10 protein-coding genes are annotated in these 13,522 nt (G+C 46.0%); 5 read left to right on the forward strand and 5 right to left on the reverse strand.

What is annotated here, in order from left to right; all coding sequences use genetic code 11:
- Nucleotides 1–38: 38 nt before the first annotated feature.
- From ATB78_RS08625 to ATB78_RS08645, 5 genes are all read left to right on the forward strand, one after another.
- Entirely contained in the window at nt 39–1,268 is a 1,230-nt protein-coding gene (locus tag ATB78_RS08625) for an FtsX-like permease family protein (RefSeq protein WP_061008394.1), read from the forward strand.
- A complete protein-coding gene (locus tag ATB78_RS08630; RefSeq protein ID WP_061008395.1) occupies nt 1,258–2,493 on the forward strand; it encodes an FtsX-like permease family protein in 1,236 nt (411 codons plus the stop codon). The genes ATB78_RS08625 and ATB78_RS08630 overlap by 11 nt, the downstream gene beginning before the upstream one ends.
- Nucleotides 2,493–3,206, forward strand: coding sequence for an ABC transporter ATP-binding protein (locus ATB78_RS08635; RefSeq protein WP_061008396.1), 714 nt, complete (start codon nt 2,493–2,495; stop codon nt 3,204–3,206). The genes ATB78_RS08630 and ATB78_RS08635 overlap by 1 nt, the downstream gene beginning before the upstream one ends.
- Nucleotides 3,199–4,458 (forward strand): hypothetical protein, encoded by a 1,260-nt coding sequence (locus tag ATB78_RS08640; RefSeq protein WP_061008397.1) that lies wholly within the window; start codon nt 3,199–3,201, stop codon nt 4,456–4,458. Before ATB78_RS08635 ends, ATB78_RS08640 begins: the two co-directional genes overlap by 8 nt.
- A gap of 290 nt (nt 4,459–4,748) precedes the next feature.
- Nucleotides 4,749–5,639 carry a sigma-70 family RNA polymerase sigma factor gene (locus ATB78_RS08645; RefSeq protein WP_061008398.1) on the forward strand — a complete coding sequence of 297 codons (891 nt, stop codon included), beginning with the start codon at nt 4,749–4,751 and terminating at the stop codon, nt 5,637–5,639.
- 63 nt (nt 5,640–5,702) lie between these two features.
- Here the strand turns inward: ATB78_RS08645 and ATB78_RS08650 are convergent, their stop codons facing one another.
- From ATB78_RS08650 to ATB78_RS08670, 5 genes are all read right to left on the reverse strand, one after another.
- Nucleotides 5,703–6,071 carry a hypothetical protein gene (locus ATB78_RS08650; protein ID WP_061008399.1) on the reverse strand — a complete coding sequence of 123 codons (369 nt, stop codon included), beginning with the start codon at nt 6,069–6,071 and terminating at the stop codon, nt 5,703–5,705.
- Nucleotides 6,072–6,179: 108 nt separating this feature from the next.
- A complete protein-coding gene (locus ATB78_RS08655; RefSeq protein WP_061008400.1) occupies nt 6,180–8,318 on the reverse strand; it encodes an ATP-binding cassette domain-containing protein in 2,139 nt (712 codons plus the stop codon).
- Entirely contained in the window at nt 8,315–9,901 is a 1,587-nt protein-coding gene (locus ATB78_RS08660) for an ATP-binding cassette domain-containing protein (protein ID WP_061008401.1), read from the reverse strand. The genes ATB78_RS08655 and ATB78_RS08660 overlap by 4 nt, the downstream gene beginning before the upstream one ends.
- On the reverse strand, nt 9,891–11,315 hold the full coding sequence (locus ATB78_RS08665) for a TolC family protein (RefSeq protein ID WP_038867457.1): 1,425 nt from the start codon (nt 11,313–11,315) through the stop codon (nt 9,891–9,893). The genes ATB78_RS08660 and ATB78_RS08665 overlap by 11 nt, the downstream gene beginning before the upstream one ends.
- Nucleotides 11,290–13,521: a response regulator gene (locus ATB78_RS08670; RefSeq protein WP_061008402.1), complete on the reverse strand. Its 2,232-nt coding sequence runs from the start codon at nt 13,519–13,521 to the stop codon at nt 11,290–11,292. The genes ATB78_RS08665 and ATB78_RS08670 overlap by 26 nt, the downstream gene beginning before the upstream one ends.
- Between the last annotated feature and the right edge of the window lies 1 nt (nt 13,522).

Here is a 13,522-nt window from a genome sequence, read left to right on the forward strand (position 1 = left end):
AAACGGATATTCAAACATCAACGGAAGGAAGCGAATCAATGCTTGTGAAACTGGCTTGGCGAAACCTCTGGCGACAAAAACGCAGGACACTACTGACGGCGTCGGCGTTGGCATTGGTGCTGTTTCTTTCGCTTATTACGCGAGCGTTTCAAGAAGGCAGTTATACGTCCAATATCAAAAATGCCGCCAAGTTTTATACGGGTCTGATTCAACTGCAAAACCCCGAGTTTGGTGACTCTTCCAGCATTGATGATGTCTTGCCGCAAACCAACACCTTCATTTCGGCGGCGAAAAACAATCCCAATATTGATGTGGTATTACCTCGGGTAGAATCTTTTGCTTTAGCCGCAAAAGACGAACGCTCAAAAGGCGTGATGGTACTAGGCGTTGAGCCTGAAGCTGAAGATCAATACTCCAATATCAGCGACAAATTGATTGAGGGAAGCTACATCCAATCAGGGCAAAAATCAGTGCTAGTTGGTGGTGGTTTAGCGAATTATTTGCAACTCAAGGTTGGCGATGAATTGGTGCTTTACGGTGTCGGTTATAGGGGACAGACTGCGGCAGGTTTATATCAAATCTCGAGCATTCTTCATTTTCCTTTGCAGCAGCTTGATTCTCAGTTGGTGTACATGCCGCTTGATACCGCGCAAAGCCTGTATTCATTGGATGACCAAGTCACCGCATGGGTTTTAAATACTGAGAGTCTAAGAGACTTACCTGATACTGTTGAACAGCTTAAAGCCGAGTATGGCAAAAATGTCGCCGTGAAAGATTGGAAAGAGTTGTCGCCTGAAATGGCACAGCAAATCGCCTTGGATAAAGCGGGCGGTATTTTCTTGATTTATATTCTCTACGGCATTGTTGGTTTTGGCTTGTTTGCGACAATCTTAATGACGACATTAGAACGCCAACGTGAGTTCGCTGTCATGCTGGCCACCGGAATGCTGCGCTCCAAGCTCGTCCTTCTGCTCACGATAGAGTCTCTGTTTATGTCCGTTATTGGCATCATTATTGGGCTTATCGTGAGTGCTCCTGTGTTGGGGTATTTCTACTTTAATCCAATCGAAATTACTGGCGATGCTGCCAAGCTCATGCGCGAAAGTGGCTTTGAACCTATTGTGCCTGTCTCGCTCGACCCACATTTACTGCTCAATCAAATCGTAGTCGTGCTGTTGATTCTTTTGTTGTGTTTGCTTTATCCAATGGTTCGCATGTTTCGAATGCCTATTGCAGCAGGGTTAAAAGGAGGTGCTCATGCTGGTTAAGTTGGCTTGGCGTAACTTGTGGCGCAACAAGTTGAGAACCTCAATCATGCTCGGAGCTATGGTATTTGGCTTGATGGGCGTGGTTGCCATGATGGGATTCATGAATGGCTTGGTCGATAGCATGATTAAGAACGCCATCTCTTGGCAAACCAGTCATTTGCAGATCCAGCAAAAGTCCTACTTGGTCAATCCTGAGCTAAAAGATGTGATTCCCGATGCGGAAAAGATAAGCAAAGTGTTGGCGAGTAACCGAGAAGTGAAAGCCATTTCTGAGCGATTTCTAGCAGATGGCATGATAGCGTCGGCGCGCAGTACACGTGGTATTCGCATCAATGGCGTGAATATCGATCAAGAGCAAAACATCACGCCTCTCTCACATCACATTGTCGACGGAGAATGGCTGAGCGAAGAAGGCAGAAATCCGATTTTGGTATCGAGCAAGATAGCTGAGCGATTAAAGCTACGCGTTGGCTCCAAAGTGGTACTCACTCTGTCTGATGTGAATGGGGAGGTTGCAGGTGCGGCATTTCGTGTTCGAGGCATATTCAAAACACCATCGACAGGGTTTGATGACGGGAATGTTTACGTCCGAAAAGCGGATCTTGAAAAGGTAGCGGGGCTGAGTGGCACGCACGAAATTGCGATACTCCTTACTTCTAATAACGATCCTGAGCTCAAGCAGTTACTGGCGTTCACTCACTCTATTTTGCCGCCGGAAAGTAAGGACTTGCTCAGTGTGAGACCTTGGCAGGAGATCCAGCCTTTGCTCTCTACCATGATGAGCACGATGGAAGTTTCTAACCAAGTGATGCTGGTGGTTTTTGTGCTGGCGATGACCCTTGGCATCATCAATATCATGTTGATGTCAGTGTTTGAACGTACACGAGAGTTCGGTGTGTTAATGGCTGTCGGGATGCAAAAACACAAGATACGCTTGTTGATCGTTTTTGAAACCTTGTTCCTCGGATTAAGCGGTTGTGCGCTTGGGTTGCTCGGGAGTGCAATTATGCTCAAGGTGCTGAGTATTACCGGATTGTCGCTGGCTGGCATGGCAGAAGGGCTAGGGGCTTATGGCGTGGATACCTTGCTTTATCCACGGGTATCAATAACGGAATATCAAATGATCATTGTCGCGATTTTTGTTGCCAGCCTTATCGCAGCCTTGTATCCCGCACGACAAATTTTGAAGCATCGACCAGTGGATGCCATGGCGGAGAAAAGCTAATGACCATCAAACTAGAAAACCTAACTAAGATTTACAACGCCGATGGTGATTACCCTGTGCACGCAGTGCAGTCGGTAGACTTAGAGATTAAGCAGGGTGAATTTGTTGCGATCATGGGACCATCCGGTTCGGGCAAAACGACGTTGCTGAACATGATCGGCGGTATTGATGCCCCAAGCTCTGGCAAAGTGGAAATCGACGGTTGCATGATTTCATCGATGTCAGAAAAAGAACTGATCGCCTATCGTCGCGATAATATAGGCTTCATCTTCCAAGACTATGGTTTGTTACCTGTGTTAACCGCGCTTGAGAATGTGGAATTCGTCATGCAGCTGCAAGGTAAAACGGAGCGAGAGTGCCGTGAACGTGCGACGTCCTTACTTGAGCAAGTGGGATTGGCGGAACAAATGAATAAGGTGCCAGGTAAGATGTCCGGCGGACAGCAGCAGCGTGTTGCGGTTGCTCGTGCTTTAGCGCCGAAGCCTCGTTTTGTCATGGCGGACGAACCTACTGCCAATCTAGACGCTAAAAGCACCGCGGAGTTGCTCGACATTATGGAGCAACTTAGCGAACAAGAGGGGACGACGTTTATCTTCTCGACCCACGATTCGCGAGTGATAAAACGTGCACACCGAATTATCGTGTTTGAAGACGGTCGTTTGGCGCGTGATTTCAGTAATATCGATAATCGTGCAGAGAGGTCGCATGCATAAAGCTATTTCTCATTTGTCTGCGACTTGCACTAAAGCTCTCCCATTCAATACTGGCTTGCCCAGAACAAAAATAAATCCAGTGTTTATTAAGGCGTTAAGTCTTTCTTTGCTTAGTCTTCAGGCTAGTTCTGCCTTGTCTGCTGTTCCCGGATTAGAGCCTCAAAAGTCATGGGATTTGGATGGTTACATCAAATACATGGCAACCTACAGTATTCCTGATGGCACTGATAATACGTTCGATAATCTGATACATAATCGGCTGAATTTTGAATACCGTTTTTCCTCTAGCTGGCGTGTGAATGTTGGGCTACGAAATCGAGCACTTTGGGGCGATTCTACCGACTTTCCTGGCTATGCCGATTTGGTTGCGTTGGATTCTGGTTACATGAATTTGAGCAAAAACTGGCATGAAGATGATGTGGTCATTAACAGTCAGCTTGATCGTCTATATCTCACTTGGCAGCAAGATGACTGGGGAGCGCAACTAGGGCGCTTTCGTATCAATTGGTCGATGAATACGATATGGAATCCAAACGATATCTATAATGCGTATTCGATTTACGATTTTGACTATGAAGAGCGAGCAGGCACGGATGCGGTCATGTTGAGCAGAAAATTAGGTTTTGCCGATGGGGTAGATTTGGTGTTTTCACCAGCTCGTCAGTCAGGGCAGGACAGTACCTCACTGCGTTACTTCGCCAATCAATCGGGATGGGATTATCAGTTTATTGCAGGGCGAGCTCGGATGGATTACGTACTCGGCGCTGGTTTTGCAACGGATGTGTTTGATGCGGGTTTTCGTGGAGAGCTCACGTGGTTTGATCCCATTGATCCAGAATTTGAGGGTGAACCGACTAAAAAGACCACAGTTGCCAGTATTGAATCGGATTACAGCTTTGGCGGTAAACGCAGCTGGATGGGGCGTGCAGCGTGGTTATTTATCTCTGAACCGCAAGATGCATCGAGCGCATTGGCGTATTTGAATCTTCCTCTCGACGCAAAAACTTTGAGCTTTACACGAAATACATGGTACGCCGATGTGAGCTTTGACTTAACGCCTCTAAACCGCGTCACGCTCTCAACCAGTTACTACGACGATCATTCCTATTTCCTTGGGATATCGAGTAACTACTCTCTCGCTAATGACTGGCAGTTGCTCACGGTAATCCAAAGCTTTAACGGTAGCAGTGGCAGTTTGTTTGGCGAAGCACCTGCGACTTTGTTGTTTGCTAATATTAAATACAGTTTTTAGATATATGTTTTAAAAGTGAATTTATTTAACTGTTAGTAGGTGAAACTCTTCTATCAACTCTGATGTAAATACGATACTGAATGTTGCTCCATAAATCCCAACCCGCTCACGCTTTGACAGTTGAGTGCAGGGTTGATATGAAATTAAATGCAATTTCTTGGTAAAGCTAAAAAGCCTTGTCTACACTCAACGTAAAACGAATGTTATTCGTTGGGTGGCATATTAATTGAGCCACGGAGAAAAGTAGCCAAAGAGCTACACCAGTAAAGTTGGCTGATAAGGACGGGGAAATGAACAACGAGTGTTTTGCTAGGTCCCGAGGTGTCACGGATGAGATGCCAATGAAAGAAACGTTTTCTGCAGGTAAAGATCCTTATGCACATTACCTAAAAGACATCGTGGGGATTGATTTACTCTCTCGAGAAGATGAACTGTATTATGCCAAACTCAATCGAGCGGGGGATAAAGAAGCGCGCGAGGTGATGATCGAATCTAATTTGCGTTTAGTGGTGAAGATTGCCAAAAGCTACTTAAAACGTACTGGCAACAATTTCACGCTGCTTGATTTGATTGAAGAGGGCAACATTGGCTTGATCAAAGCGATCGATAAGTATGATCCTGAGCCGGGTTATCGCTTTTCAACTTACGCAGTGTGGTGGATTCGCGAAAACATTGAAGCGGCATTAATGAACAACGGTCGCACGGTGCGTTTACCTGCTCACGTTTGTAAGGAGATAAATAGCCTTGCGTCGAAAAAGCATGATGCGAGCAAAACCATGAGCAAAGACATTTCGATTTCAGAGTTGTCCCACTGTTCTGGCGTAAAGGTAGAACGTGTTGATGAGTTAGTCGCGTTGAGCGGCTTTATCGATGTTTCAACAACTGTCGACCTTAATCATGCGCCATTTGTGCTCGAACAGTGTGAAAGCGAATACGCAACAGACCCACAGCAAGATTGCGAAGACCATTGCTTTACTCAAGCACTGGAACACGTCGTTAACACATTGCCTGTGAAGTTGCAGCAAGTGCTGATTCATCGTTTTGGTTTGTTTGAACATAACGTGAAAACATTAGCTGAAGTCGGGGACTTACTGAATGTCTCTAATGAACGCGTGAGACAAATGCAGAAAGAGGCAGTAGAGCGAATACAAAAACGTCTTCAGTTTGATGGATGGGTGTAATACCAGTTCAATAGCTTCTAAAAAGCCAGCGTCATTGCTGGCTTTTTTCTATCTGCGCATTGCTCAGTTGGTCTTTGCTTGCTCTTCGGCAAAAAGCAGTAACTCAAGTTGTGCTTTTGCGGAGGGTTCGAGTGTCCAGATGCTCAATATACGGTTAAGGGCAGCTCGATACACTCTGCTCTTGAGTAAGAACGCGAGTGTGCTCGTGTAGTTGTTCACCACTTGAGTTTGTGTTGCCACTAGCTCCGCTTTGTTTGCGATGTCGATTTGCTCGAGATTGAAATCAGGCAAAAATGCACACTCATACCACACCTCGACAATCTCGCGGATTTCGAGTTCTTCTTCAGGCACATCAAAGTCCTGTAATGCGTGGTTTTCTGGTATCGCTGATAAATAAACCACATCCAATTTGTCAGCAACAAATGTATACATCTGAATCCTAAATACCTCTAAATCTCGGTCGAATCATCTCTCTGGTTTATATCTTTGTCAATTGTATCTGTCCGATTAAAGAGTTAATTGTGAATAAGCGCCACAGTATTAACTTAAGCTGTTTAAGTATTTGTCTGTTAAGCCAAAATATTTCAAGTTGCCGTCTGGCTCTAATACCAAACTCATGTTCGAAGTGGCGATCAAGCCCGGATCATTGGTAGAGAACACCACGGTTTTGTTCAGCAGTTTATCGGTGAACAAGCGGTTGAAGTACTGGGCATTTTCTTGCTCAGCGCCATTGAATGGTTCATCAATGATGATCAGTGATTGTTCACAGCTTCCAAGCCCCAGCGCGAGGCGTAATTTCTGTTGAATACCGTTAGGTAAGTTCTTGCATTTATCTACGCTTAGCTGAGTGTTCAATCCTTCTGGCAACCATGCGTCGAGTTCGAAAAAGCTCACCATCTCTTGCATCTTTTCTGTAGGGATGAGTCCGTTATGCAAGATGAAGTTAGTCTCCAGAGAGCCTTCAAAAATATGCAAATTAAACGGGATGTAGTTAATCGAGGTTCGGTAGCGATAACTGTTGAACTGTTTGATGTTGTAGCCGTCTACCGACACTGCGCCTTGGTATCTATCCTCTAAACCCGCAAGAATGGAGATTAGCGTGGTTTTGCCGCAACCAGTCGGTCCACAAATCACCACTTTCGCCCCTGGGGCAATTTTAAACCCGAGATTGGTTAAGCCCGTTGCTGCGCCAGTATAGCGATGGCTTACACCGCTGCCGACAATGCTGCCTTGGAAGAGGCGAATAGGGGGGCTTTTCTCCAACGTTAGCTTGTCGTCATTCATCGCCATAAGGTTGTTGATTTGCGCAGAGGACGCCTTAATGGATTGGAATTTGGATATGGAGTTGTAGATACACATTATTGGACCTAACGCCTTCCAGACTAAAATTACGGTTGCAAGCATGGCGCCTGCGTCTGACGTGCCATCCATTACACCGATAACCGCGGTCACGATACTTGCGGTACCAATTACCTGAATCAAACTGCCACCTGCGGCTTGAACCTTGCTGTTGGTCACCGCAACGTTCTCTGCATCGTTGGTGCTTTGCATGTGTGAAGCGCTGAAGCGAGATTGAATAACGCGCAACAGTGGTAAGCCTTGGATGGTTTTGATGCCGCGAAGAATCTCATTCCATTGGTAAGAAACCATGGCGTTGGCGCGAGAGCTCTTAGATGTGGCTTGTGAGTAGATGTAACGAGAATAAACACAGAACACCAACATCAGAATCAAACCCGCCATGACGACCAGTGCAGCAGTTCCTGACATGATGGCAATCGCGACAATGAACACGATAACAAACGGCATGTCGAAGTAGCTCAAGGTTGACTCTGCGGTTACTAATCGGCGGAATGTGTCGATGTCTTTTAAACGCGCCAACTGAGAAGACACGCCAGCGGTGGATGTCATCGCATAAGGGAGCCATAACAGCTTGGATATAACCGCTTGAGAAATGTGCACCGCCAAGTCCTTACCTGAAGTGGCAATGATGTTGACTCGCATCTTCTTAAAAAAGTATTCCGAGAATCCAACAATCACAGCAAATAACGTGAGCCAATAGAGCGTGGCTTGGGAGCTAGACGTCAAGGCGAAGTTGTACACACTCATGATAAAGAAGGGTTGGAGCGCGCCCAAGATACTGATTACAAAGCTAAGAATAATCAGGCTTTTGAGTTCATTGTTGTAGCGATAGAACGCGTATTTAATCCAGTTACTGCGGTCTTGAGATTCAGGTGGCGGTTCTCGGAACAAGCGCGAGTATTCGCTGATCGAAACTAACAAGCACGGCTTCTTGCAGAGTGGGTATTCAATGGTGTTGTTATTTGTGTAATCAAACAGGATCAGTTTGCCATCTTTGGTTCCCAAGAAAATCGCAGTGAGGTTTTCTATCTCGATAAAACAAGGGTGAGGGTGTCCCTCGATGTGCTCCAACGTTTTTAATTTGGTGACGTCACAACGGTAACCAAGGCGTTCAATGGTGGCGATAAAACTGTCGCTGTCTTTTGGTTTAGGGATAAAAGCGTCGCTGAGGATAGAAGGTGTGCCTTCCCATTCAAGCGCTATGAGGGTGTAAGCTAGACCACGAATCAAAGGTGACTGATTGTATCGCTCGTCATAACTGCGAGCCTCAAAGTCCAACAAGCGCTGAGGGACATTATTAAAATCAACCAAAATACTCATTGCTCACCTCCGGTAAGTTTGACGCGTTTGAGGCGATGGTTGAGTTTGTCCATCTTATTGCTGACGATGATGAGTATTTTGTCGTTGGCGCGATACGCAGTACTGGTCAAAACCAATCGAGCAAAGTCGTCGTCATAAACACAGTCGATGTCGTCGAAGATCAACACACGTTTGTTCGCAAGTAAGGCACGCACCAGCAACAAGGCATAAGCGACTTGGCGTGAGAATGGGTTGCGTAAATGTCCTTTAAGCTCGGTGTAAAAACCCGCGGGAAGGGCATCGATTTGTGCTTTGATGTTCATGGTTTCGCAAAGCGCAAATGCGGTGTTATTTAAGCTCGGGCGGAAACAAGTTAGGTTGTCGATGATGGTCCCTTCGACGAACGAACTGGTTTTGTCCACCATGAGCACGCTATTACGCCAGACGTTGTAGTTGACATCATCGAGCGGTGTCACGTTGATTTGGATATCGAGCTTGCTGTCGGTGTTTTGCCGCGTAATGCAATTGGCGAGGTGGGTTTTGCCTGCGCCGCTTTTCCCTGTAAGCAAGTAAGCCTGACCGCGTTCAAACTCGATGCGTTGCTTTTCCGAATACTTCACCGATATACGCTCGACTTCTGTCGTGTCATTTTGTTGTTCTACAGATGCAGCAAGTTCAAGCAGTTCGGCGATACGTTGAATATGAAGCTTGTTCAACTCCCAGCGGCTCACCGTGCGCATCACTTGTTGGTATGGGGCGAAGTAGCGGTTGGTAAGCATGATGATGGCTGCCATGATGCCTTGGCTCGATTGCATGTTGATAACGGCCGTTGCCAAAACCACCACCACACAAGCGATGGAGAGCTGTTGTATGAGCGACAAGATAAGGCTGAAGTTCGATTCGATTTGCTCGTATTTGATGTTCTCGACTTCACGCTCTTCCACCATTTGTGTCATCAAGCTCTCAACGCGATATTCCATATTGCGCGCTTTGATATCGAGTGGGCTAGAGATGATCTCGATGATTTTTGAGGTGGTTAAGCCTTCGATGTCGGATTTGTTTTCTAGGCTGTTGATCTTTTGCTTGGAAAGGCTGAGTGCGAACACGGCCAAAACGATGGAGGCAAGTAAGATGGTCACCCCAGCCCAGATGTTGATCACACCGATAATCAGAATGGTCAGTATGCTGACTGCAAGGTTGATCAATGCCCGTACAGATTCTCCGCCAAAGAAGGATTTAATCTCTGGAATGGTAGCAATACGCTCTAGGTATTCACCGGGTTCTAGGCGACGAAACTTCGATATCTCAGCCAAACAGATGGATTGAAACACCTTGTTGGTTAGGTTGGTTTCGAACTGCTTCATGATCACCGACGAAATCTTCTCTTCCTGATTTTTTAAGTGATAGTCGAGGAAGATGGTGATCAAGATAATGGCAAACAGAAGAAACAGTGTGTCTTTGGCTTGGTTAGGTAAAACTCGGTCAAAGATAATCAGAATCGAAAAGGGCAGCACTAAACCAAACAGTGTTGAGATGACCGTTGAGAAAGTCAGATAACACTTGTCAGCAAAGTTAATCTTCTGGGAAAAATGCTCAGTTTGCATTGCGACCTCCTTTCTTAATCGATGGTTTGGAGAGAAGGTGTTTTGGAACTAAGTCTTGATTGCTTCTGCCTTCGATATCGCTCATCAACTGCATGATGCTTTCGATGGATTGCACCGACAACATGCCTTTGATTTGTTCAAGATTGATCGATTCAATGATGTAGTCATAACGCGCGCTCTCGTAATCACGTAGCGCGCTAAACAGTTTACTTTCCGCTGCCAGTAAGTCGGTAATGGTTCGCGTACCTAGCTGGTAAGCGCGTTGAATGCCTTTGTAGGAAGCGTAGTTGGCTCGGATGATGTTCTCGTAACTGCTAATAGCTCGGGAGAAGTCATTAATGTTGAGTACTGAGGTGTTAACGCTATTGCGAGTTGTGAACAACGAATCTTGGTACAGTAGCTCCGTTCGCTCGATAGCAGTCGACGATTTTTGATAACCGTAGTAATCCGAACCGCCGGAGAAAATCGGCACATTCAAGTTCAAACCGACGCTGGTGGAATTACTGTCCCCTGTTGCGGTTGGGTCGGTTCGGTCATAGTTGTTCGCATCGTCGTAACGGTAACTGGCAGAGAGCGATACGGTCGGCACAAAGTTTGAACCGCTTTCTTTCAAGCCTCTTCGGCTTCGCTCTACGGTTTTCTTCGCAACCAATAAATCGTTATTGAGCTTCAAAGCTTGTTCAAGAATCGCGCGTTGTTCGGATTCGCTGATTTCTGCTAAGGGCACGCTTTCGTAGATGTCCTGCGATGGGGTGACCGGGTATTGAACTTGAATCTCTAAACCGTTCAAAATCACACGTCTGTCTTTCTCTAGGGTTCTTAAGCGATTGGCAATGCCTTCTTTCTGAGCAATCACCTCATACAACTCGCTCGCCGCAGTGTTGCCAAGCTCCACGTTGCGGCGCATTTGGCGCTCACGTGTTTCAGACGATTTAAGCTCGACTTTGGTGGCTTTGATTTGCGCGTTGTTTTTCAGGTACTCGAAATATTGCGTCGCGATTTCAGAAATGGTGCCCTGAATTTTGTTCTCGTGCTTGATTTCTTCAATGTTGAAATCAAGCTTCGCGGTGCCGTATTTGAAGATGTCGCCAAGGTTAAACACCGATTGAGATAAAGATACGCTGTAGCTGTTTGAGTTGTAGCTTGAACGCGTATCTGGTGTTCCCGTTAATATGGTCTCATTTTCATTCCATGTGGTGTCAGCGGCACCGTTTAAAGAGGGCAGGAACTTAGAACGGCTAATGTCGATGTTGTATTCGTTTTCTTCCACGCCTTTATCACTAGCGCGCAGAGATAAGTTGTTTTCCAAGCCGAGTTTGACCGCCTCAAGCAAGGTGGTCGCCATTGCCGAAGGAGCATTGCTCAATGTAAGCGCTGCCAATACGCAGCTAGTTAAGTTTCTGTACCGCCACATACTTGTTGATCACCTTGATGATTTCGTCGTTTTTATAAGGTTTGCTGATCACGTAATCCATTCCAGCTTCGATACAAGCTTGGTGTTCATTACTGCTGGTCAATGCTGTCGCACCTATAATGGTGCAAGGGTTTTGTCCGCTTTCTTGTTCGTATTGTCGAATGCGTTTGGTTGCTTCAATACCGCCCATGCCCGGCATGATGCAGTCCATAAAAATGATGTCTGAGCGCTGATTCATGAAGTGCTGAACGGCGTCTGCGCCATCGCCAACGGTGTCGGCTTCGTATTCCTGCTTGCTCAAAATACGTTTGAGTAGAATCTGTTGAACACGGTCATCTTCCACAATCAGGAAGGAGCTGTTCTCCATCTGATCTTCAGAAGCTTCCGCTTCCATGATTGCTAACAGATTGGGGATGAACTCATACGGAAGCGCAGGAGAGTTCAGAATCTTGTCGACAAAGGTATGGCTCTCTTGTGCTTGCTGAGTGCTAGTGACAGAAAGCAACAACTTGGTGTTCGGATGATTGCGTAGTTGCGATTTCACTGTTTTGCTCAGTGAGGGCAGTTTGTTTGGCTCGAACGTATCGGTCAGCATGATGGCGTCGTATTCGCCAAAGGTTTTTGCAGCAGAGAAGAGCTCGTTCGGCGTTCGAATTGGCGTGATTTCCAAGCCCAAGTTGACCAACATTTTGTTCATCACATCAATGCGCAGTTGAGAGTTGGCACACAGCAACAAACGTTTATTGTCGAAGCGAGTTTTTTCGGTGTGGAAGCTTTTGGCTTTTAAATCGAGCTGAATTTGAAAACGTTCCTGATTGCCCGATTGATACCAATGGCTCTCGTAATAGCCATAATCCTTCAGTACACTTTTCGCCAAATCGTCTTTGGTTGCGGTGTGCTGTTTATGGTCGCTCCAGTGTAGGGTATTGAGCTTGGCAAACGGCACATCCAGTGTGGTTAAGAAGTTTAGATTGATGGTCAGGCGAGTGTTTTCAATGTCTGACGCCGCGCCCGATTCAATGGTGACAAACAGTTTCTTATCGGCTTTGAGTTGGATGGCGTTCGATAGCTGTAGGAATAACACCCAGAATAAGCTGGTGGACTGTCCTTCAACACGGTTTGGTAAGTTATCCGAGATAAAGCAGTCTAGCTCACCTTCATTCCGCTGTACTTTTGAACTGATGTGAATCATCAATTCAGACAGCACATTAAGCAGTGAAAACTCTTTCGATTTGCTCTCTGTTCCTTGTGAAATGAGTCGGTTGTAGTTCTCTGCCAATTCAGACAGGGTATTGGCAGCCGACGTTATATCTTGCGCCATCAACACGCCGCTCTCATCGGTCTCTTGTACGAGGTATTGCACGCCGCCGTTAATGGTGTTGGTGATGCCTCGAATCTCGTAACCAATCAGAGCATAGAGTTGCTTGTAGAGATCGTTATTGCGTTTTTGCTCTTCGAGTTTGCTGAAAATCAGTTTTAGGTGAGAGTAGATCTGACGCTGCTTCGGATTGATGCTCACTTCATTGAGCAACTCTTCCAGCCTTTGTAAATCCAGTTGTTTGAGATCTTGATACAGCCCATCAAATTCTTGGTCAATGTCGCGCTCATTTGAACTGGATTTTCTCAGTTTAAGGATCGCCACTAAATTCGATAGAACGGCGATACCAACCAACACAACAACGACCATAAACAACCAAATGAAGAACTCGTTTTTCTCCATCATTAGGTCGCTCGCATGGTTGTTAAACATGGTGCGGTAGTTGTCGTCCATTTGTAGGTAGTTATTGGTGAGCGAGAGATACAGTGCCAACACATCGTCACGTGTTTTTGAGCTGTCCGAGAAGCGATTAATCGCCAATTCAAGTTGCGTATATTCGGTCGCGCCCACCAAGCTAAACTCGGTTTTGTTGAGTGATGCGAGAGATTTAAACTGGTCAATTTCGTTCTTCAGAACCTCAAAATCGAGCTCTGTTGTACTGCAATAACGTGCGGCTAAACAGCGTTGAAGCGTTTGGATATCAAGTTCGATGGTTTGGTTGAGTTGTTGAGCTTGAACCAAGAGAGGCGCGTTTTGCACTTGCTCCACTGAATCCACTTTTTCCCAAGAGACATACAAATAAAAGGCGAGGGCAGCCAGCACCAAGCTGAAAGCAATGCTTAGGCGCATAACAGGAACGGAAATATTGTAGGAAGGTTTGTTACTCATC

The organism is Vibrio sp. CUB2 (assembly GCF_001557945.1).
Classification (GTDB): Bacteria; Pseudomonadota; Gammaproteobacteria; order Enterobacterales; family Vibrionaceae; genus Vibrio; species Vibrio owensii.

Coding starts and splice junctions, on each gene's coding strand:
- ATB78_RS08635 (WP_061008396.1), top strand. CDS start 2,493: ATGACCATCAAACTAGAAAACCTAACTAAGATTTACAACGCCGATGGT.
- ATB78_RS08655 (WP_061008400.1), bottom strand. CDS start 8,318: ATGAGTATTTTGGTTGATTTTAATAATGTCCCTCAGCGCTTGTTGGAC.
- ATB78_RS08640 (WP_061008397.1), top strand. CDS start 3,199: ATGCATAAAGCTATTTCTCATTTGTCTGCGACTTGCACTAAAGCTCTC.
- ATB78_RS08645 (WP_061008398.1), top strand. CDS start 4,749: ATGAACAACGAGTGTTTTGCTAGGTCCCGAGGTGTCACGGATGAGATG.
- ATB78_RS08660 (WP_061008401.1), bottom strand. CDS start 9,901: ATGCAAACTGAGCATTTTTCCCAGAAGATTAACTTTGCTGACAAGTGT.
- ATB78_RS08625 (WP_061008394.1), top strand. CDS start 39: ATGCTTGTGAAACTGGCTTGGCGAAACCTCTGGCGACAAAAACGCAGG.
- ATB78_RS08630 (WP_061008395.1), top strand. CDS start 1,258: ATGCTGGTTAAGTTGGCTTGGCGTAACTTGTGGCGCAACAAGTTGAGA.
- ATB78_RS08665 (WP_038867457.1), bottom strand. CDS start 11,315: ATGTGGCGGTACAGAAACTTAACTAGCTGCGTATTGGCAGCGCTTACA.
- ATB78_RS08670 (WP_061008402.1), bottom strand. CDS start 13,521: ATGAGTAACAAACCTTCCTACAATATTTCCGTTCCTGTTATGCGCCTA.
- ATB78_RS08650 (WP_061008399.1), bottom strand. CDS start 6,071: ATGTATACATTTGTTGCTGACAAATTGGATGTGGTTTATTTATCAGCG.